At 61.2% G+C, this 20,664-nt stretch carries 22 protein-coding genes; 4 read left to right on the top strand and 18 right to left on the bottom strand.

The window, feature by feature from the left end:
• Positions 1-141: 141 nt before the first annotated feature.
• The 7 genes from AB7F49_RS12430 to AB7F49_RS12400 all read right to left on the bottom strand — a co-directional run bounded on the left by AB7F49_RS12430 (position 142) and on the right by AB7F49_RS12400 (position 6,609).
• Positions 142-927 carry a CoA-transferase gene (locus AB7F49_RS12430; protein WP_428522720.1) on the bottom strand — a complete coding sequence of 262 codons (786 nt, stop codon included), beginning with the start codon at positions 925-927 and terminating at the stop codon, positions 142-144.
• Complete coding sequence (locus AB7F49_RS12425; protein ID WP_428522718.1) at positions 924-1,844, bottom strand: CoA transferase subunit A; 921 nt, start codon at positions 1,842-1,844, stop codon at positions 924-926. Before AB7F49_RS12425 ends, AB7F49_RS12430 begins: the two co-directional genes overlap by 4 nt.
• Complete coding sequence (locus AB7F49_RS12420; protein WP_428522716.1) at positions 1,841-3,010, bottom strand: acyl-CoA dehydrogenase family protein; 1,170 nt, start codon at positions 3,008-3,010, stop codon at positions 1,841-1,843. The genes AB7F49_RS12425 and AB7F49_RS12420 overlap by 4 nt, the downstream gene beginning before the upstream one ends.
• On the bottom strand, positions 3,010-3,849 hold the full coding sequence (locus AB7F49_RS12415) for an enoyl-CoA hydratase family protein (RefSeq protein WP_428522714.1): 840 nt from the start codon (positions 3,847-3,849) through the stop codon (positions 3,010-3,012). The genes AB7F49_RS12420 and AB7F49_RS12415 overlap by 1 nt, the downstream gene beginning before the upstream one ends.
• Before the next feature lie 48 nt (positions 3,850-3,897).
• Positions 3,898-4,887, bottom strand: coding sequence for a tripartite tricarboxylate transporter substrate binding protein (locus tag AB7F49_RS12410; protein ID WP_428522712.1), 990 nt, complete (start codon positions 4,885-4,887; stop codon positions 3,898-3,900).
• 125 nt (positions 4,888-5,012) lie between these two features.
• Positions 5,013-5,804 (bottom strand): SDR family NAD(P)-dependent oxidoreductase, encoded by a 792-nt coding sequence (locus AB7F49_RS12405; RefSeq protein ID WP_428522710.1) that lies wholly within the window; start codon positions 5,802-5,804, stop codon positions 5,013-5,015.
• 19 nt (positions 5,805-5,823) lie between these two features.
• A complete protein-coding gene (locus AB7F49_RS12400; RefSeq protein WP_428522708.1) occupies positions 5,824-6,609 on the bottom strand; it encodes an enoyl-CoA hydratase/isomerase family protein in 786 nt (261 codons plus the stop codon).
• Between the two features lie 159 nt (positions 6,610-6,768).
• Between AB7F49_RS12400 and AB7F49_RS12395 the strand changes: the two genes are divergently transcribed.
• On the top strand, positions 6,769-7,449 hold the full coding sequence (locus AB7F49_RS12395) for a TetR/AcrR family transcriptional regulator (protein WP_428522706.1): 681 nt from the start codon (positions 6,769-6,771) through the stop codon (positions 7,447-7,449).
• Here the strand turns inward: AB7F49_RS12395 and AB7F49_RS12390 are convergent, their stop codons facing one another.
• Positions 7,450-8,226 (bottom strand): SDR family oxidoreductase, encoded by a 777-nt coding sequence (locus AB7F49_RS12390; RefSeq protein WP_428522704.1) that lies wholly within the window; start codon positions 8,224-8,226, stop codon positions 7,450-7,452.
• Between the two features lie 90 nt (positions 8,227-8,316).
• Here AB7F49_RS12390 and AB7F49_RS12385 point away from each other — a divergent pair, with 90 nt between their 5' ends.
• From AB7F49_RS12385 to AB7F49_RS12375, 3 genes are read left to right on the top strand one after another with little or no spacing between them, the layout of a single operon-like run.
• The gene (locus AB7F49_RS12385; RefSeq protein ID WP_428522702.1) at positions 8,317-9,978 is read left to right on the top strand and encodes a class I adenylate-forming enzyme family protein; all 1,662 of its coding nucleotides are present in this window, start codon (positions 8,317-8,319) and stop codon (positions 9,976-9,978) included.
• Positions 9,978-10,979 (top strand): NADPH:quinone oxidoreductase family protein, encoded by a 1,002-nt coding sequence (locus AB7F49_RS12380; RefSeq protein WP_428522699.1) that lies wholly within the window; start codon positions 9,978-9,980, stop codon positions 10,977-10,979. Before AB7F49_RS12385 ends, AB7F49_RS12380 begins: the two co-directional genes overlap by 1 nt.
• A gap of 21 nt (positions 10,980-11,000) precedes the next feature.
• The gene (locus tag AB7F49_RS12375; protein WP_428522697.1) at positions 11,001-11,912 is read left to right on the top strand and encodes an SDR family NAD(P)-dependent oxidoreductase; all 912 of its coding nucleotides are present in this window, start codon (positions 11,001-11,003) and stop codon (positions 11,910-11,912) included.
• Positions 11,913-11,942: 30 nt separating this feature from the next.
• Here the strand turns inward: AB7F49_RS12375 and AB7F49_RS12370 are convergent, their stop codons facing one another.
• From AB7F49_RS12370 to AB7F49_RS12325, 10 genes are all read right to left on the bottom strand, one after another.
• A complete protein-coding gene (locus AB7F49_RS12370; RefSeq protein WP_428522695.1) occupies positions 11,943-12,698 on the bottom strand; it encodes an alpha/beta hydrolase in 756 nt (251 codons plus the stop codon).
• Positions 12,695-13,249, bottom strand: a complete 555-nt coding sequence (locus tag AB7F49_RS12365; RefSeq protein WP_428522793.1) for a nitrile hydratase subunit alpha — start codon at positions 13,247-13,249, stop codon at positions 12,695-12,697. Before AB7F49_RS12365 ends, AB7F49_RS12370 begins: the two co-directional genes overlap by 4 nt.
• A 63-nt stretch (positions 13,250-13,312) precedes the next feature.
• Positions 13,313-14,020, bottom strand: a complete 708-nt coding sequence (locus AB7F49_RS12360) for an ABC transporter ATP-binding protein (protein WP_428522791.1) — start codon at positions 14,018-14,020, stop codon at positions 13,313-13,315.
• Complete coding sequence (locus AB7F49_RS12355) at positions 14,020-14,772, bottom strand: ABC transporter ATP-binding protein (RefSeq protein ID WP_428522693.1); 753 nt, start codon at positions 14,770-14,772, stop codon at positions 14,020-14,022. Before AB7F49_RS12355 ends, AB7F49_RS12360 begins: the two co-directional genes overlap by 1 nt.
• Positions 14,769-15,860, bottom strand: a complete 1,092-nt coding sequence (locus tag AB7F49_RS12350) for a branched-chain amino acid ABC transporter permease (RefSeq protein ID WP_428522691.1) — start codon at positions 15,858-15,860, stop codon at positions 14,769-14,771. The genes AB7F49_RS12355 and AB7F49_RS12350 overlap by 4 nt, the downstream gene beginning before the upstream one ends.
• The gene (locus tag AB7F49_RS12345; protein WP_428522689.1) at positions 15,857-16,747 is read right to left on the bottom strand and encodes a branched-chain amino acid ABC transporter permease; all 891 of its coding nucleotides are present in this window, start codon (positions 16,745-16,747) and stop codon (positions 15,857-15,859) included. The genes AB7F49_RS12350 and AB7F49_RS12345 overlap by 4 nt, the downstream gene beginning before the upstream one ends.
• Positions 16,748-16,860: 113 nt before the next feature.
• A complete protein-coding gene (locus AB7F49_RS12340; RefSeq protein ID WP_428522687.1) occupies positions 16,861-18,162 on the bottom strand; it encodes an ABC transporter substrate-binding protein in 1,302 nt (433 codons plus the stop codon).
• A 158-nt stretch (positions 18,163-18,320) separates the two neighbouring features.
• Positions 18,321-19,037, bottom strand: coding sequence for an ABC transporter ATP-binding protein (locus tag AB7F49_RS12335; protein WP_428522685.1), 717 nt, complete (start codon positions 19,035-19,037; stop codon positions 18,321-18,323).
• Between the two features lie 8 nt (positions 19,038-19,045).
• Positions 19,046-19,804 carry an ABC transporter ATP-binding protein gene (locus tag AB7F49_RS12330; protein ID WP_428522683.1) on the bottom strand — a complete coding sequence of 253 codons (759 nt, stop codon included), beginning with the start codon at positions 19,802-19,804 and terminating at the stop codon, positions 19,046-19,048.
• The gene (locus tag AB7F49_RS12325) at positions 19,801-20,664 is read right to left on the bottom strand and encodes a branched-chain amino acid ABC transporter permease (protein WP_428522681.1); all 864 of its coding nucleotides are present in this window, start codon (positions 20,662-20,664) and stop codon (positions 19,801-19,803) included. Before AB7F49_RS12325 ends, AB7F49_RS12330 begins: the two co-directional genes overlap by 4 nt.

The following is a 20,664-nucleotide window of genomic DNA, read 5'->3' as shown; positions in this document are numbered from 1 at the left end:
ATTTCCTGCAAGGCATTGTCTCGGTTGGCATCACCCAGTGTCGCATCCGCTCGGATCCGAGCGGGCGGGCTCGCATCCCCGGGATTCAAGCGTGACGATTGGCTCATCGCCGCTGATGCCTGATTCAGCCGGTTGGCCCGATCAGGCGGAGGCGGGCAGAACGTAAAGCCGTTTGCGGGCGTTTTCGATCTCCTCGCGCACGATGCGAAGGTCGTCGACCGAGGGTCCCGGCAGCTCCGTTGCGAGTTCCGCTCTGATGGGCCAAGCAAATGCTGATTGTACGGTCTTCGCCGAGAGACCGGTATGAAGCGCAGCTGCGTACATCTCCCCGTTCTGGTCGTATTCGAAGACGCCAAACGGGTTCACGAGACATTGCGGACCGGTGGCTGGATCATACCCAAGCCCAGTGCGCCGCTGACGCCCGGCAAGATATCCGGGGCTCGTGTTGTAGTCGACGCGTTCCGGATAGCTGCGGGCGGCCGTGCTTGCGCTGACCAGCATCAAGCCGTGCCCCATGCTAGCCAACTCCGTGCCTCCGCCGGAACCCGGCAACCGCACCGTCGGCTTCTCGTACGGACCGATGGCCGTGGTGTTGATATTACCGAAGCGATCCGCGATGACCGCTTCGAGCAAAGTCATTTGCACGCGCCCGGATGCGAGCCACATGAACAGCGACTCGAGGCTCCCTGCGCAAGCAGCTGCGCCTTCGGCTGCGGTCAGGTCGGATGGGGAGGTCGGCAACACGGAGGTGAGCCGGTCCTCTACAATGCCGTTTTCGTAGATGACGACGATATCGGGCGCGTGCAGCCTCCGTGCGATACGTGTCATCAGCATCGGCCAATGAAATCCGACGAACAGGACCGACCCGTCCTTGATGCGCTTTGCACCCGTCAGCAGCATCTGCTCGAAGAGCGAAGCGTCGGTCATTGCTGCCACCAGCGCGCGCGAGCCTGAAGCGCCGCCACACGGTCTGCTCCAATTTTCGCAAGCAGATCATGAAACGTCGCACAGCCGTATACCCATTCGTCGAGATATTGCTGATAGCCATCAACCGTCTTCGACAGGCGTCCGTAAAGTGCGTGATGATCGAGGTCGCGAAGATAATACCGGTAGGCGTCGGTCGGATGGGCCGACCATGGCTGCACGACCACGGCGTCAACCATGAATCCCGGAGCGACGGTTGCTTCCGGCGCTTCACGCACGATGTCGGTATGAACGAGTTCCTCGGCAATCACGATGACTTTCTGACAGGCGGCGATGGCGTAGCGCATCTCGGCCGTCGGTCCGAACAGCTGCGCGTTACCGAAGCGGTCCGTCCGATGCACATGGAAAACGCCAAGCGCGGGCCGCAACGGAGGAACCACGCAGACAGGCCGGCCATCGAACGGGCTCTCGACCACCGCGAACTTGTCAGGCATGAAAGTGCGCTGTGTGAAATGGCCGGCGCCCTGCACAGGCGTCGTCGGCATGAAAGGCAAGCCGCAGCCGCCGGCAATCAGCGCGCTCGTGAACGCTCCGAAGCTCATTTCTTCGATCGCGATCGGGTGGGGATGCCCCTGCTCGATCGCGCGCCGGAAACAGTGCGCCGGCACCGGTCCGACGGAATTCCATACATGGCAGAGCAGCAGTTTGTCGATGCAACCGGCTCCGACCAGTTGATCGACCAGGACGCCACCGGACGTCTTCATGACATAGAGCTGGCGGCGCTTCTGGCGGATGAGTTCATGCGCCAGCGCCATGGGATCGCTGTAGGCAAACCCGCCGATAAAAAGTTCCTGACCGTCAGGAACGTAGGTAGCGACAGCTTCCGCAAGCGTGAGGACCGGCTTCGGACCGGTGCTCACGCGCGCGCTCCGGATTTGATGATGTCCCTGCCGATCACAATTTTCTGGACCTCGTTGGCGCCTTCATAGATCCGCAGGGCCCGTATTTCACGGTACAGTTCTTCGACCTTCACGCCGCGCGTGACGCCTAGCCCACCATGTAACTGAACAGCCCGGTCGATCACGCGCTGGGCCGCTTCGGTCGCGAAATATTTCGCCATCGATGCCTCGCGCGTAACGCGCGGCGCGCCGCTGTCCTTCAGCCAGGCCGCGCGATACACGAGCAGCGCGGAGGCGTCTACTTCGATCGCGCATTCCGCAAGCGCGGCTTGCGTAAGCTGCAAGTCCGCCAGCGTGCCGCCGAATATCTCTCGCTCCCTGGCGCGGTCCACGCCTTCATCCAGGGCGCGTCTGGCAAAGCCCAGCGCTGCGGCGCCGACCGTCGAACGGAAAATATCCAGATTCGCCATGGCTACCCTGAAGCCCTCTCCCCCGGCGCCCAGCCGGTGGGCGACCGGAACGCGAACCTCGTCGAAGCGGAGCTTCGCAAGCGGCTGAGGCGCCATCACTTCGATGCGTTCGGCAACCGTGAGGCCCGGGGAATCCGCATCGACGACGAAAGCCGACAGGCCCTTGGCCGCTGGCGCTTCGCCCGTGCGGGCGAAGACGACGTAAAAATCTGCAATGCCGCCGTTCGATATCCAGGTCTTGGTTCCGCTGATGCGGACGTGTTCATGTCCGTCCGGAACCGCGGTGACGGAGAGCGCGGCAACATCGGAACCGGCGTCGGGCTCTGACATCGCCAGTCCGGCGATCAGGGTGCCTGCGCAAACGCCCGGCAGATATCGTTGCTTCAGAGCCGGCGAGCCGAACAGCGTGATCGGCCCGCTCCCGAGGCCCTGCATGGCAAAGCCGCTGTCTGCAAGGCCGCAATGGAAGGACAGGATATCACGCCCAAGTGCGATGGTCCGCACGTCCAGTTCGGGAGAGTCGCCGCCAAATCCCGCCGGGACGATGGCGGACAAAAAGCCCGCCGCGCCCAGTTGCTTCACCCGATCGCGGCTGACCTCGTCGACATTGGATTGCGGTCGCTTCGGCAAGTGCTGCACCGCCCAGTCGGAGAGATCCTTTGCATAGCGCCGATGCCGCTCGGCAAAGAACGGCCAGGCGAGCGTCGCCGCGAGCATCAATTTCCCTCGAATACAGGCTTCTGCTTTGCAGCAAATGCGTGATAGGCGCGGCTGTAATCCTGCGTCTCCATACATAATGCCTGGGCGACGGCTTCAGCCTCGATCGCCTGCTCGACCGACATTGCCCATTCCATTTCGAGCATTCGCTTGGTCATCGCATTGGCAAAAGTCGGTCCGCTGGCGAGTTCGGTCGCAAGCCTGGTCGCCTCCGGCAGCAATTGCTCCGGCGGGACGAGCCGGCTGTAGAAACCGCTGCGCTCGGCCTCCTCGCCGCCCATGACACGCCCGGTAAACAGCAATTCCGCCGCCCGCCCATGCCCGATAATGCGCGGCAGAATGGCGCAAGCTCCCATGTCGCATCCGGCGATGCCAACCCGATTGAAAAGGAATGCAACCTTCGAGTTCGGCGTACCCAGGCGGAGGTCGGAGGCCATGGCGATGATCGCTCCGGCGCCGACGCAGACTCCATCGACAGCGGAAATTACGGGCTGCGGGGCCGCACGCAGAGCCTTGACCAGACTTCCGGTCATGCGCGTGAAGGCGAGCCGGCCGACCGTATCCATGTCGAGAAGAGGCTTCGTGATCTCGTGCATGTCGCCGCCGGAACTGAAATTGCCGCCCGCTCCAGTCACGACGAATGTCTTGATGCTCTGATCGAGTTGCGCGGCTCGGAAAATGTCGCCAACTTCCGCGTAGCTCTCGAACGAGAGAGGATTCTTGCGCTCGGGTCGATTGAGCGTGATCGTTGCAACCTTTCCGACGACATCGAAAAGCACGTGTCTTGCCTTGTACTCCGACAAAGGCAACGTCACCGGATTGGCAGCGATCACGCCCATCTCCTTTCATGTGCCGGTCTTGCGACCGTCTTGTTCGCGCTGAATGCGCTATTCGACCTTTGCGCCGGAGACCTGGATCACCTTGGTGAACTTGGCGGTCTCGTCGGCGAGATACTTTCCGAATTCGGCGCCCGAAATCGTTCCGGGGTCGATTCCGATTTTCGACATCCGCCCGGCAACATCGGGATCCTTCAGTGCGCGCATGACCTCATCGGTCAGCTTCTTCACCACGGGCGCCGGGGTTCCGGCCGGCGCCACGAGGCCGTACCAGACAGGCGACTGATAGCCCGGCACGCCGGCTTCGCTGATTGTCGGCACATTGGGCAGAACCTTGGCTCTGCCCGGCGTTCCGACGCCCAAGGCGACGATCTTTCCGTCGCGGATGTGGCTGATGACGCCCGGCATGCTGTCGAACATGATCGGAACATGCCCCGCGAGGACATCGTTCAAGGCCGGCGCGGCGCCCTTGTAGGGAACGTGCACGATTTCAACGTCCGCCATATGTTTGAACAGCTCCGCCGCCATATGATGCGAAGAGCCGTTTCCGGAAGAAGCGTAGTTCAGACCGCGCGGCTTCGATTTGGCCAGTGCGACCAGTTCCTGAACCGACTTCACCTTCAGGGACGGGTGAACGACGAGAACAACCGGGACCTCTCCGATCAACGCGATCGGCGTGAACGCCTTCGCGGGATCGATCGGCATGTTCTTCATCAAGGCGTGGTTGACCGCCAGCGGACCCGGCGCCGTCAGCAACAGCGTGTATCCGTCCGGATCGGACCGGGCGACGGCTTCCATTCCGATATTGCCACCGCCACCGCCGCGGTTCTCGACGATGAATTGTTGGCCCATCTGCTCCGAGAGCTTCTGCGCGAGAATGCGAGCCGCGATGTCGTTCGAACCACCCGCCGGATAGGGAACAATGATCCGGACCGGCCGCGTTGGATAATTCGATTCCTGGGCGAGTGCCGCGGACGCATTCAGCGACAGGGCGGCGGCGACCAATCCAACGGACCACCTCGCAAATTTCGTCAGTCTCATATGTTCCTCCTTGTTTGCTCCCGGTGACTTCTCGCCGGCGGTTATCCGCTCCGTTGGCAAATTCACGTTTCTATCGAACGCTTGTTTGATTTTTTGGATGCATGAAAGGCGCCTTCGTGCGCGTCCTAGACCTCTCCCCCTGCAATCGGCAGCACGATCCCGTTGATCGATGCGGCGGCAGGCAGACAGAGCCAGCCGACGGCGGCGGCAACCTCCTCCGGCGTGACAAACCGGCCTTGCGGGTTTCCGGCCGAGAGTGTCTTGCGGACCTCATCTTCCGATCGCGCGGTTTTCTCTATGATGTTGCGGACCGACTTTTCGAGCATCGGCGTGTCCGCATAGCCCGGGCACACGGCGTTCACCGTCACGCCCCGCCTGGCGCACTCGAGCGCAAGCGCTCGCGTCAACCCGACCAGGGCGTGCTTCGAGGCAGTATAGGCCGACGCGTAGGCCACGCCCTTCAGGCCGGCGACAGACGCAATATTGACGATCCGTCCGGCATTCGCTTTGACCATGGCGCCCAGCACGTGCTGGGTGGCAACGACAACGGAGGTTACATTCAGGTCCATGGTGCGGTGCCACGCAGCCATATCCATTTTCAAAAACGGAATTCCCTCGGCCGCACCGGCATTGTTGACGAGGATATTTGCCGCACCGAATTGTCCCTGACCTTTGTCGATCGCATGCTTCAGCGCAGCGCCGTCCGTCACATCGGCGGGTGCAACGCAGACTCCCCGGCCAGGGGTCGCGGGCAGCAAAGCAGCGGTTTCCGAGAGGAGCGCCTCCGAACGCGCGATCAAGGTCACATTCGCGCCGAGATCATACAGTTCTTGCGCGATCGCGCGTCCGAGCCCGCGCGACGCGCCGGTTACAACGGCGTGCTGACCCTTCAGGGGATTTCGCCGGTCCACTCTCATCCTGTTTGCCCACATGCCGTCATGCAAAGACCGGCTTTCTCTTTTCGCGAAAGGCCTCGAAGCCTTCCGCACCGTCCCGCGACAACAACTGGCGCCCGGCCAACATGCACTCGCGCTGGTGGGCGTCCTCGAGCGCGACGCTGGCCCCCTCGCGCACCATCCGCTTCATTGCGGCAAGCCCGGAGCGGCTTCTGGTCGTCAGCGTTTCGCAATAGGAGATGGCGTGGCTCTGCAGATTGTCGTCCGCAATCACGGCGTTGACCAAGCCCCACTCGCGCGCTTCCGCCGACGACAGCAGGCGGCCGCTATACATCAGATCGAGAGCGCGCCTCGTGCCCACCAGCCGCGGCAGCCGCTCGCTGGAGCCCCAGGCGGGCAAGAATCCGAAATTGACATGCTGATCGCCGAACCTCGCAGTCTCGGAGCAGAAGGCGATATCGCAGGCGAGCATTAGCTCGAGCCCGCCGGCAAGGCACAGTCCCTGGATCGAAACCACGGTCGGAATCGGCAGCGCCTCGATACGCCGAAACAGATGCTGACCGCGCCGCAGCCAGCGCTCGACCGCTGCCTCGCCATCCGCGACACATCCAAGGACGATGTCGATATCCGCTCCGGTACAGAAATGCTTCCCCGTCGCGCAAATCAGAAGCGCCCGCACATCTGAGCGACGCTCGATGTCATCGAGCGCCCGCTCCAGACCGTCGAGAAGCTGCCCGGACATCGAGTTGTATTTGGACGGCCGATTGAACGTCAGCACCGCCACCGCGGACCTTGTCTCGAACAAAAGGTGCGGTTCTTCCGCCATTCCCGCCTGCTCCAAGTGGAAGCGCCGAACATGGCACAATAATAAATTCCGATCAATCGTTTGATTTATTTTGAATGCGGGCGCCCTCGATCACATTGCTGCGTTGCCGAATAGCGCGAGCGAGGTTACAGAGATGGCAATCACGCCATGGCTTCGGAAATGCCACCCAACACGGATTCAAGGGGCTCTGCGCCCGCCAGGCGCGGCTCAGGCGCCGCGCGCGCCGCGTCGAAGACCCGGGCGCCCTACCGCAAGTCGGAACGGTCGCGACGCCGGATATTGAACGCTGCGGCGCATCTTTTCCGGCGCAAGGGCTACGCGGACACCTCGCTGCGCGACATCGCTCACCGCGCCAACATGATATCCGGCAGCATTTATTATCATTTCGATTCCAAGGAAGACATATTGGATGCAGTCCTTCAGGAGGGCATCATCGCCCTTCACAATGCGGTCAGGGCTGCGGTGGAAGCGCTTCCCGCAAGGGCTACGCCGCGCGACCGCGTCAGCGCCGCCGTGCACGCGCATCTCAACGCCCTGCTGAGCCAGGGCGACTATATTCGCGCCAACGCCCGCGAGTTCGAGCGCGCCCCGCCTGTGATTCGAAAGCGGAACCTGGTGCTGCGCCAGCAATACGCCGCATACTGGCGTTCGCTGTTCGAAGAGGCGAAGGCGGCGGGCCAACTCAAACCAGAGGTCGATCTCACGCTGTTGAGGCTGTTCCTGCTGGGGGCATTGCACTGGACGGTGGACTGGTACGACGCTTCCAAGCAGCCGATCTCTGCGCTCGCCGACCGGCTCTTGAGCTTCTTCTATTACGGCGTCGCCGAAGATCCGAAATAGTCAGCCATGCATGGTCAATCCGCCGGAGACGCTGATCGTCTGCCCGGTGATAAAACCGGCGTCGTCGCTCGCCAGGAACGCGACAGTTCCGGCCATGTCGGAGGGCTCTGCCAGCCGGCCAAGCGGCGTCGCGCGGATCATCGCTTCGCGCATCTTCGGCCCCTTCTCGGTGGAGCCGGTAAAGATATCGAGAAGCGGCGTATTCGTCGGCCCGGGGCAAATGACGTTGAGGGTGATGTTGTAACGGGACAGTTCGCGGCATAGTGATTTGGTCATCGCGATGACGCCGCCCTTGCATGCCGAATAGACCACTTCCGCAGAGGAGCCGACGCGTCCCGCATCGGACGCGATATTGACCACCCTGCCGGCTTTTCGCTCCACCATATGGGGAAGCACGGCATGATGCATGTTGATCGGACCCATGAGATTCATGGAAACCATTGTGCGCCAAAGATCCGGCTTGCTGTCCAGAAACAGCGTGGGCCGATCCCAGCCGGCGCAATTGACGAGGATGTCGATCCCGCCACCAACGGCCAGAAACGCCTCCACCGCACGCTGCACCGCATCATAATCGGTGATATCCACGACATGAACGGAAGCGACGTCGGAATTCCCATCGGAGCGGAGCAGTCCGGCGGTCTCGTGCGCTCCAGCCTCGTTCAGGTCGAAGATGCCGACATGCGCGCAGCCTTCGCTCGCCATCCGCCGGCAGATTTCCCGCCCGATGCCGCTGGCGCCGCCCGTCACGATGACACTCTTTCCAGCGAGTCCGCGCATATCCACCCTCTCGAAGCGGGTTTGAATTTTGAACAAGCATTTGGTAGATATTCTGGACGGTGATGTCAACGCAACGGATCGAATAGGCTAATGAACGCGCCCATACTGGCCCTCGCTGATCGAGACGCGCGACGGCGCCATTACGCGGCCGGGCATTGGCGGGACGAAACGCTCTACGCGATCGTGCGCAGGCACGCCGCCCGCACTCCCGAGCGCGTTGCCGTGCGCGAACAGACGCGCCGGCTGACCTACGCCGCACTGCTCGACCGCGCGGAAGCGCTGGCTGACGCGTTTGCGAACCATGGGCTGCGATCCGGCGAACGCGTCGTCACGTGGATGCCCAACCGGCTGGAATGCGCGGTCACGCATATCGCCTGCTCGCGCGGCGGCCAGGTCTATTGCCCCTCGCCAGACCGCAACCACACGGCGGCGGATGTCGTCGAGTTGCTGCGGCGCGTCAAAGCGAGCGCCTTCATCTACCAGTCGGGGTTCGGGGCCGATTCCGACAAGGACGATATAGGTCAGGCGCTGGAAGGCGTCTCCTCTCTTCGCCAGGTTGAAAAACTTGTTCCGGTCGAATGCGCGGACGAAGTCCCTTTTGGCCAGTTCAACGCGTTGTCGCCCGGGCAGCGCCCGCAGCACTGGATCAACAACGACCCGGACATCGTGCGCTATCTATCGTTTACATCAGGCTCTACTGGGGTGCCGAAGGGAGTCATGCACAGCGACAATTCGCTGATCACCGTGCTTCGCTCGATGTCGGCGGACTGGGGCTTCAATGCGGATACGGTGACCTACTCGCTCAGCCCTATCAGCCACGGTCTCGGCATCAGCGGATGGTTGACCTCGCTGGTAAATGGCGGCGAATTCGTGCTGCACGATCTGGCTCGCGGCGCGAGCGTTCTCAATCGCATCGTGGAAACCAGTGCAAACTATCTGGTCGGCGTACCCACGCACGCGATCGACCTGCTTGGTGAACTGCGCCGTGCCGGAGTTCCTGAGGTCAGTACACTGAAATGCTTCAGGGTTTCGGGAGCCGCCCTGCCCTCTTCCGTCGTTGAAGGCCTGCTCTCCTTCTATGTTCCGATTCAGAGCGGCTATGGGATGTCCGAGAACTGCGCTCACCAATACACGCGGCCCTCGGACTCCGCGGAAAGGATCCTGCAAACCTGCGGAAAGGTCTGCGCTGGATATGAAGTCCGGATATTCGACATCCAGGACCCCGACAGGCCGCTCGCGCAGGGCGAAGTGGGACAGATCGGAGGCAGGGGCGCGAGCCTGATGCTCGGATATTATGGCGATCAGGGCGCCACCGAAGCGGCATTCAATTCGGACGGCTGGTTCATGACCGGCGATCTCGGCAGGCAGGATAAGGACGGTTATCTGTATGTCACCGGCCGCATGAAGGACCTCATCATCCGCGGCGGCCATAACATCAATCCTGGGCGGATCGAGGATTTCGTCATGCGCCACGATGCGGTCGAGCGCGCGGCCGTATTCCCCCTGGCGGACGAGCGCCTGGGCGAACGCATCTGCCTCGCCGTGATGCTCAAGCCCGGCCGCGAGGCCTCAGCGGACCAGATTCTCGCGCGGATGGCGGAGGCCGGCCTCACTCGATATGAAATGCCGGAATATTTCGTGCAGCTTTCGGAAATTCCGGTCATGACAAATGGCAAGGTGCGCAAACCGGATCTCGTCAAGCGCGTGAAGGAGGGCGAGATCGTCCCCCAAGCGATCCGGCTGGCCAGTTGATGCGCGCGCTTGTTCTCTCCGAGTTTGGCGTCTACACCAACCTCATCTCCAAAGAAGTGCCAGAGCCGATCCTCGCCGATGACGGCGTCATCCTCTCGGTGCGCGCGACGGCGGTCAATTTCGCCGACTCGCTGCTTGTGGCCGGACGCTATCAGTTCAAGCCGCCGTTGCCTTTCATTCCGGGAAAATGTCCCGCGGGGGTGATCGAAATCGTGGGCCGGAACGTGTCCGGGTTCAAGACCGGCGATCGCGTTTTGACTCTGGCGGATATCGGCGGCTTTGGCGAACGATTGGCCGTCAAGGCAAAGGATTGTTTTCTGCTTCCGGCCTCAATGACATTTGCCGAAGCGGCCTCATTGTCATCGATCTTCGATACCGCATGGATCGCAATCCATCGGCGCGGAATGCTCCGGTCCGGCGAGACGCTGGCGGTGCTGGGAGGAAGCAGCGGCGTCGGACTCGCGGCAACGCAGTTGGCGCGCGCCACGGGTGCCAATGTTCTCTCCATCGTCCAGAGTTCGGAAAAGGCCGGCGTGGCGCGGGCTGCGGGCGCCCGGGTTATCATCCTGCCCGGGTCCGAATCCGCATCTGTCAGGGATGAAATCCTCCGGCTTACCGAAGGCAAGGGCGCGGACGTTGTTGTCGATCTGATCGGCGGTCCGCTGTTCGCCAATACGCTGCGCGCGGTGGCATGGGAGGGCCGGGTCGTTATCGTTGGCTTCGCCAGCGGAAATATCCCGGAGATCCAGACCAATTACCTCCTCCTGAAGAACATATCGCTGTCAGGCATGCAGATCAGCGACTATCGCCGAAGGCATCCCGACCTCATTGCCCAATGCTGGCACGACATTTTCGATCTGTTTCAGCGTGGACTGGTGAAGCCGGTACCAACGGTGGTCTGGCCGATCGCGCGCGCACCCGAAGCGTTGAGCGATCTGGCGAGTCGGAGAGCTGCCGCGCGGATCGTCCTCGAGCAGGCGGACACCCATCGTTACGATTGATCGCATCAAGGAAAAAGAAGCATGGGTCTACTGGACGGAAAGGTCGCGATCGTAACCGGCGGCGGACGCGGGATCGGAAAGGCAATTTGCATTCTGATGGCGCGGGAAGGCGCCAAAGTCGTGATCTGCGACGTCGGCGCCTCACTCGACGGCGCGGGCACCGATTCGGCACCAGCGAAAGAGGTCAACGACGAAATCTTGAAGGAGGGCGGTACCGCACTCCCGCTGACATTCGACATTGCCGATCCGGGAAATGCTGACCGGATTGTCGAGGCCGCCGTCACGGCATTCGGCCGTGTCGACGCCGTCGTGAACAACGCAGGCATCCTTCGGGATCGAATTTTTCACAAGATGAGCTGGTCGGACTGGTCCGATGTCATTGCCGTTCATCTGCACGGCTCATTCAACCTCTCGCGCGCTGCCGCCCGGCTGTTTCGTGAGCAGAATTCCGGGGCCTTCGTCCACATGACGTCGACCTCGGGGCTGATCGGAAATTTCGGGCAGGCCAATTACATGGCGGCAAAGCTCGGTATCGTCGGCCTGTCTCGAGGCATAGCGCTGGACATGCAGGCGTATAACGTCCGCTCGAATTGCGTCGCGCCTTTTGCGTGGAGCCGGATGATCGGCTCCATCCGCGCCGAGACGGAAGCCGAGAAAAAGCGCGTCGAACGGCTGCAGCAGACGACGCCGGAGAAAGTCGCACCCCTGGTGACCTACCTGGCGTCGGATGCGGCGACCGGAATCTCGGGCCAGATATTCTCTGTACGTAACAACGAGATTTTTCTGTTCAGCCAAAATCGCCCGATCCGAACCATCCACCGCTCCGACGGCTGGACGCCCGAGACGCTCGATGAACAGCTCAAAGGCGCCTTCGCGCCAAATTTCACGCCTCTGGATCGCTCGTCAGACATCTTCGCCTGGGATCCGATCTAGCTAGATCGGTCCGTGCTGCACTCCACGGCATCACATGGTCTCGCAGTGGTTGTCGATAAATTCCCTTGCGTGGCGAATGACTTCGTCGGTTATGAACATGTGTCCGCGATCCGTGTAGCGGATAAAGCGGTGCGGCGCGCCTGCATCGGCCAGCGCCCGTTCCATCCGCAATACCTGCTCGATCGGAATCGAGGGATCGTCGTCCGAGTGCAGGATAAGCTGGGGCATCGCGCGCGCGTGTACATGCCGAATCGGGGACGCGTATTCGCGCGCATGAGGAAACGGCTCGCCCGCGGGCGCCCATCCGGCACCCCAGTCGAGCTTCACCAGATCGTACGCTCCTGATACGCACACCGCTGCCCGGAAGCTGGCAGGGTAGTCGTCCCATCCGCCTGATCTGGGGAAACGCCCCTCGCCGAGGGTGGATGCAAGCGAAACCATGTGGCCGCCCGCGGACATGCCGATGAGGAAGATTCGCGCGGCATCGATTCCAAAATCACCCGCGTTGGCATGAGCCCATCGAAGCGCGCACAGCATGTCCTGATAGCAGGCGGGCGCCGGCGTGCAGGTCACCAGCCGATAGTCGATACTCATCGCAACGTAACCGAATCCGGCCCATTGCCGCACATCGATGGCGCCGGTGTCCCTGCGCGTTCCATAGTACCAGCGGCCCCCGTGAACAGACAGGATCAGCGGGAGACGGTCTCCCGTACGCGGCCTCGCGATATCCGCCAGCAGCGAGGCCCCATCCACGTAGCCATACACGACTGTCTGCGTCTCGATCATGTGCGTGATCCTGCAGCTTCCCGAATTGAATCAAGCAAGGTCGCATACGCAGAATCGCCGAACAGGCGCCCGAAACGAAGTGCGGCGGGCACACTGCCGCTCGACACGGACTTCAGAATCGACTCGATACGATCTGTCATGCCCGCCGGCAAGGCGGGAACAACCAGGTGCACCATATCAAACGTATTGATTACAAATGAAACATCCATTGCCTCCGGAACCACGACGCCAAGCTTCGCCAGTTCGCGTCGCGGATCCGTCACCATTCGTCTCGCCGCGACGGGATCGCGCGCCAGCCAGTTCAATGGCCACAAGCGGGGATCGCGATACACTTCGCCAAAGTCCCGGATCTCGGATAGCGCGGACAACGGCATGGCCGCAGGCGGCGCACTGAGTACCAGCCCAATCCGATCCAGCGTGTTTTCCACCGCGACGATCGTCGTCGATTGCGGTATCGAAATGTCGAGTTCGCGCAGCGCCACACGCGGGTCATCCATGAGCCGGCCATGGAATTTCCTGTCCGACCAGGCGCGGGCTATGATGCAGCCCATTGCATGATTCAGGACCAGTGACATAAGGCAATCTCCGCAGCGATGGCGATCATAGGAGACCGGTTAGATCATCAGGTATTTCTGCTTGACCTGCTCATTTTCCGCCAAGTCCACCATCGTGCCTTGATACCGGATCAGGCCCTTCTCGATAACATAGGCATAGTCTGAGATCTGCGTTGCAAAATGCAGGTTCTGCTCCGCCATCAGGATGGTGAGGCCCATCGCTTTCAGGGTACGGATCTTCTCTCCAAGCTCCTGTACGACAATCGGCGCCACACCCTCCACCGGTTCGTCTAACAGCAGAAGCAACGGGTTTCCCATGAGCGTGCGCCCGACCGTGAGCATCTGCTGTTCGCCACCGCTCAGATAGGCGCCCATGTGCCGGTCAAGCCGCCTGAGGACCGGAAAGAGGTCGTAGATCTTGTCGATCGTCCAGTCGAACTTCTCTGCGCCCGGCCCCTTGCGCGCCGCAATCTCGAGATTCTCGCGCACGGTCAGATCGGGGAAGATAATTCTATCGTCGGGAACGAACCCTATGCCCATGCGCGCGATATCGTGCGGTTCCGCGCCTACGATATTCTTGCCGTTATAGGCGATCTTTCCCCTGCTGGTACGTGCAAGGCCCATGATGGTTCTCATGGTCGTTGTCTTGCCCGCTCCGTTTCGGCCGAGCAGGCACACCACCCGCCCCTCCGTCACCTCAAGGTGAATACCGAAGAGAATGTGGCTGGATCCATAATGGGTGTGCACATCGTCGAGTTGCAGATGAATCATATCTGGTGCTCGCCGAGGTATATCTTCTGGGCGGTGGGATCGTGTCGCACCTCGTCGGGCGAGCCCTGCACGATGATTTCACCCCGGTGCAGCAAGGTGACGCGGCTCGCATGGTTGAATACGACGCTCATGTCATGCTCCGTGAACAGCACCGACAATCGAAGCTGGTCATTGAGGCGATCGACGAGGTCCATGGTCGACCGCGTTTCCTCAAGAGACATGCCGGCGGTCGGCTCATCGAGGAGCAGGAGCTTTGGCCTTGATGCCAGCGCCAGAGCAAGCTCGAGCTTTTTCTTGTCGCCTTGCGAAAGTTCGCCCGCGGTCACGTCCCGCCGATCCTGCAGATTGCACAGTTCGATGACTTCGTCGGTACGCGCTGTTCCGATCGTCCGCGCGCTTCCGATCATGTTCAGCGACTGTCCCATTTGCGCATGTACAGCCGAGCGAACATTCTCGCGAACGGTCAGACTTGGAAAGATATTGCTGATCTGGAATGCCCGGGCGATGCCGGAGCGTGAAATGCGGTGCGGAGACCAGCCTGTGATATCGGTGCGGTCAAAATGGATGGAGCCGCTGTCGGGCGCATGATACCCGGTGAGGAGGTTGAACAGCGTACTCTTGCCGGCTCCGTTCGGGCCGATGATTGCTTCCTTCGCTCTCTCGGCGAGGTTGAAAGTCACGTTTTGCGTGACCTTGTTTCCGCCGAAACTCTTGCTGAGGCCCTTGACCTCAAGCAGGTTGCTGGTCATGGCGCCAAACGTCCCTCGGGCGGCAGGGATGGCGCTCCCGCTTCCGGATCGGGCGAATTCCGTCGCCGTCGCATGAGATCCGCCGTCAGTCCGAGCACCCCACCCGGAGCAAACAGAACGATAAGCAGAATGACTATCCCGATTGTGAGCGGCCAATAGACGGTGAACGTCGTCACCCAGGCGTGGAGGAACGTGTAGACGATGGAACCAACGATAGGTCCGATGAAATATTTCGTGCCTCCGATCAGAGCCATGAAAACGGCAATGCCAGACTCCTGCCAGCCCAGAAGGCCCGGAGCGACGCTGCGCTGAAATGGTGCCCAAAGTGCGCCGGCAACGCCGGCGAAAGCGCCGGCGGTCACGAAGTTGACGAGCATGTGAGCCCGGACGTTGATTCCGAGAAATGCGGTGCGCCGCTGGTTGTCGCGGATGTTGCGCAGTGAATAACCAAACGGCGATTGCACGATGCGCCACATCAGCACCAGCGCGGCGCCGACCACAAGCATCGTGAAATAGTAATAATTGACCGGGTCCTGGAAAAAGCGAGGGGGCAGCAGGCCCTGCACGCCGTCGTCACCCTTGGTGAAACTGTACCAGGAGAACACGATATAATAGGCCAGTTCGCCGAACGCGAGGGTGAGGATCGCAAAGTAGATCCCTGTGAGTCTTACGCAGAAATACCCTACGACAAGCGCGCCTGCGGCGGCGATCGGCGGCGCAGCGACAAGCGAAAAGAAGAATTCCGCATATCCGATCTCGCCGCTGCCGCTTGCATCCTTGAAGTAGCGTATGAGCATGGCTGTCGTATACGCACCAAGCCCAAAGAATGCGGCATGACCGAATGAAATCTGTCCCATATAGCCGTGCAGCAGGTTGAAGCTCATCGCGAACAGGCCAAGGATCAGGATCTCCGTCGCGACGTAGGTCCAGAATTGCCCCGGGAGCAGCGGCACAAGCGCGAGGCATCCGAATATCAGCAAGGCGACGATGACGGAAAGCCGGTCACCTGCGTTCAGTCCCGCCAGCCGGTCGGGCTTGGGTGCAGGCATGTCCAGGCCCGCCTTTTCCTGCTCGGTCACGGCACTCATACCCGCAGCTCGGTTCCGAACAGGCCCCATGGCCGCCACACGAGAACGGCGATGACGATGAGATAAACGATCGCCAGCGCCCCGTCCGGCCAGATGAGAATTGAATACGAGTAGACGATTCCCACCAGCAGAGACGCGACAAATGTGCCGAGGATGCTGCCAAATCCGCCGATCACGACCACGGCGAAGCACTGCACGATGATATCGATATCGACTCCGAGCGCCATGGGGAGCAGCGGGGTGAATATGCCGCCGGCAAACGCCGCGATGCCGACACCGAGAGCAAAAACGCTGGCATAGATGAGCGGAATACGAATTCCGAGCGCGCTGACCATTTCTCGGCTCGAGACGGCTGCGCGGACAATCTTGCCATATTTGGTGCGGTGAAGAAGCGCCCACAGCCCGATCGCGACCACAATGCCGGAGCCGATGATAAAGAAGTAGTATGGATTGACGAAGACTCCGAACGCCTCCATTGGCGGCGTTGGGACGAATATGCGCCGGTTCTGCACGCCCCAGATCAGCTTGATCACGTCACCAAGAATCAGGACAAGGGCGAAGGTCAGCAGGAGTTGTTCCGGCAGATCGCGGCCGTAAAGCCGCCGGATCAGAAATCGCTCCACCAGCAGACCCACCAGGACCATGATCGCGGTAGCACCCATTACGGCCGGAACCAGCAGCGCAAAGCTGGGATCGAATGTCTCCGCCAGAGAGGTGAAGATCGTTACCGTGATGTAGCCGCCGAGCAGCCAGAACGTTGCATGCGCAAAGTTCAGGATGTTCATGACTCCAAATATGAGCGACAAGCCCGCGGAAAGCAGGAACAGCACCATGCCGCGCGACAGGCCGGCAAACAGCTGTATCAGGAGCGCGTTGACGTCAGGCACCGGCATTCTCCGAAGCCGCAGCTGCAGGAAAGGATGGCTTCGGTTGTTGCGCCTTCATCGCGCGCACACATCTCGCAACGCCGCGCCAGCAGTCCGGGGCGGCCATCACCGGCTCATGCGCGCTTCTTGAGTTTGGCCTTGACCGTTTCGTCGTCGCGCCAGACGGTGTTTCCCTCGACCGTGATCATCGTCTTCGGATTGTAGATCGGGAATGGATAGTCCGGCGAATCCCAGACCTCGCCGACATAGGACGGGCAATCGAGCTGGTTGGTTGCCTCGCGGAATTTCAGCTTGCCGCGGCAGGTCTCGAAGGTGCCGCCCTTGAGCACCTTGAGCAGTTGCTCGGTGTCAATGGAATTGGCTCGCGTCACCGCCTGCTCGAGCCCCATGAGCGCGTCGAAATACAGGCACGCCCAGTCGTCGGGGTAGAAATCCGGACCGAATTTCGCTCGATGCAAGGAAACATACTTCTGCATGAGCGGCTGATCCATATGCGCAAAGAACGGACAGCGAGTCAGCCCGATCAGTCCCCGCGGCAGCGACTTGCGTTGCTGCCGCAACTCGACGACGGAAATCACGCCGCCAGGATAGGCGGTGAGTTTCAGCAGGCCCGCACCCTGCGCTTGCTGGATGAAGGTCTCGTTGTCCTTGCCGGCAATCGATGGATAAACGAAGTCGGGCTTCTCGGCCATAATGGCCGCGATATAGGATGTGAAGTCGGTTTCTCCCAGCCTGAACCAAAGCTGCTTCGTCTCCTTGACCTCCGGCGCCACCTTCGAAAGCCCGGTAACAAATCCCCTGTGAGTCGCACGACCCCATTCGTAGTCCTGGCCGATGCTTACAAACTTCTTCCAATTGCGCTCCTTGATCAGCTTGCTAACCGCTACTACGACAGCACCAGCCTGCATGTCGCTGTCCGGGCACCACTGGTAGGTATAGGGAGTATGGTTCTCGGTCGTGAGGGTCGAACTGTTGCTCGTTGCTGCAAAATGCAGAATCTTGTGCTCGTGGATGATTTCCTGAACGGCAAGCGCTACCGCGCTGGAATAGACGCCGAATATCGCATTGACCTTCTCGTTCAGGATCAACTGGCGCGCCTCGCGCGCGCCCACATCCGGCTTCGTTTGTGTGTCGCGGTAGATGATTTCGATCGGATGCTTTCCGAGCAGGCCGCCGGTCTTGTTTATCTCCGCCGCCAGAACCGGAAGCCCGCGGATCGCTTCTGCCATCCAGTTGGCTCCGGCACCCGTTGAGGGCAGCAGCAATCCGATCCGATAGGGCGTGCCCGCCTGGGCGCTGACGTGCCGGGGCGCAAGCGTCATCGCTCCTGCAGCAAGGGAAGCGATGACAAACTCCCGGCGGTCCATGGTCTTGTACCGGGATCGCCACATCTTGGCGTTCTGCTCGTCGGTCATCGTAGCTCCTTCCAGAGGGCTCGCGCATAACGATCGCTTCAGTCCGGCAAAGTCAGCGTGCCCCAGCAAACCAAACGTGTCAACTGTCCGGAAACATTTTTTCCAGACAGGCAATGCCCGTCCGACGTGGGCCGATCGACGCTGGACCGTCGTCGCGACTATGTCTCGCGACCGAGATAGGCTTCGCGGAGCCGCTGAGACTGCATGAGGTCTGAAGACTTCCCGGAGAGAGCAACGCGTCCCAGCTCCAGAACATAGGCTCTGTTTGAAAGCTTCAGCGCCAGCGTGACATTCTGCTCGACCAGCAGCATCGACATGCCCTGCCGCTGCAGGTCTTCTAGGAGCGCATAGACGCGATTCACATAGGCCGGGCTGAGGCCAAGCGAAGGTTCATCGAGCAGCAGGAGTCGCGGCCTCGCCATCAGCGCGCGGCCAATCGCCAGCATCTGCTGCTCTCCGCCTGACAATACGCGCGCCTCGAAGTGACGTCGCTCCGCGAGGTTGGGAAAGCGCTCGTAGATGCGATCGATGTCCTCACGATGATTGTCGCGATCGCGCCGCGCTGACATCCCGACGAGCAAATTCTCCTCGACGGTCAGGCTCACGAACACCTGACGGCCTTCCGGCACCATGGCGATGCCTTCGGCGACGCGCTGAGGAGCAGACAGTGTTCCGATATCCTTTCCGGCGAAAGAGATGACACCAGCCACAGGTGTGACGGCGCCGATGACCGCCCGCAGGAGCGTGCTCTTGCCGGCACCATTGGCCCCCACCGCAGCGACGGTTTCGCCGGCATCGAGATGCAGCGCGACATCCCTGAGCGCCTGGATGTAACCGTAATTCACGTTGAGCGACTGGATGGACAGAAGCGTCATCGGCCGCCCTATAATCCCAGATAGGCTTGCCGGACTTCGGCGTTCATGCGGACCTGATCGGGCGTTCCCTCGGCAATCTTCCGTCCGAAATTGAACGCAATCAGATCCTCGCAGAACCTGCTGACGAAATTCATGTCGTGCTCGATCACGAATATCGTAATGCCACGCCTGGAGACATCATCCAGCTGATCTCTGAACGCATCGGTTTCGGCCTCATTGAGGCCTGCGGCGGGTTCGTCGAGCAGAAGCAATTGCGGTCGCGTCATGATCGCGCGTACGACCTCGATGCGCTTTCGAATGCCGAACGGCAGGTTTCGGACCTGTGTATGGGCGTGCGCTCCCAGCCCGGCTTCCTCCAGCCCCGCCCTGCATTCCTCCATCCAGCGATTGCCGCTGCCGGCCATGACCGGGATGACCATTTGCCAGGCGCTCATCCGCACATGCTGTCCCAGCAGGACATTTTCCAGCGCCGTGAGATGCCCGAGCAGGCGCACGTTCTGGAATGTGCGCGCAATTCCGTAATGGACGCGCCGAACCGCCGGTGCAGCTGTGATGTCCCGGCTGTCGATACTGATGGAGCCAGCCGTCGGCGGATAAACTCCGGTGATAAGATTGAAAAGCATGGTTTTGCCGGCGCCGTTGGGACCGATCAATCCGATCCGGCGTCCGCGCATGAGCGTCAGGGAAATGTCGTCGATGACCTTGAGGCCGTCGAACTCCTTGGTGAGCCGCTTGATCTCAAGAATCGGGCTTGCGGTGCCGGTCACGTCGGCCTCGCGCGCGACCTGCGCAGGATTCGCGCAAGCCTGTGCTTTGCGGCCTCGACCAGATCACGATCGATGAGACCCTCGGGGCGCCACAGCATCGTCAGGATGAGCACGACCGCAAAAATCACAAAGCGCCACGTATCGCCGACGCGGAACACCTCGGGCAGCAATGTGAAGAACACGGCTCCGACCAGCGGTCCGGCAACGGTCTGAACGCCGCCGAGCAGCACATACATCGCGACATAGACGCTTGCGACCACGCTGAATCTCTGAGCTTCGATGTAGCTGAAATGGTGCGCATACAGGGCGCCGGCGAGACCGGCCAGCATAGCGCCAAGCGCGAACGCGATGGTCTTGGTGTTGCGGATCGTAACTCCGAACTGCTCCGCGGCGATCTCGTCCTGACGCACGGCGACCATGGCCAGACCGAACGGGGTATAGGTCAGCCAGGTGACGAAGACGACGACGCAAACCGCCGCGAGGCAGATGACCCAGTAGCTGACATAGCCCTTTACCGGATAGCCGGCGGCGGCACCGACAACATCGAGATTGAGTATCCCGGTCCGGACCAGTTCGCCGAAAGCAAGCGTCGCGAGCACGAGGTAAATGCCCCGCGCACGGAGTACCGGATAGCCGATCACGGCCCCCACGATCCCGGCAACGCCGGCGCCGGCCGCGACGGTCGCCGCAACCGGCCACGCCAATTCGTTGCCGAGAAACGCCGCGCTATAGGCTCCGATCGCCATGAAGCCGGCGACGCCGAGATTGAGCTGGCCGGCACTGAGCGGCAGATAGGTCGCGTAGGCGGTGATGATATTCAGCGCCATGATCACGAGAATGCCTTCGGCGTATCCGCTCAT

The sequence above is a fragment of the Pseudorhodoplanes sp. genome (assembly GCF_050250235.1).
Lineage (GTDB): Bacteria > Pseudomonadota > Alphaproteobacteria > Rhizobiales > Xanthobacteraceae > Pseudorhodoplanes.
This window is presented reverse-complemented; position numbering and strand designations above follow the sequence as displayed.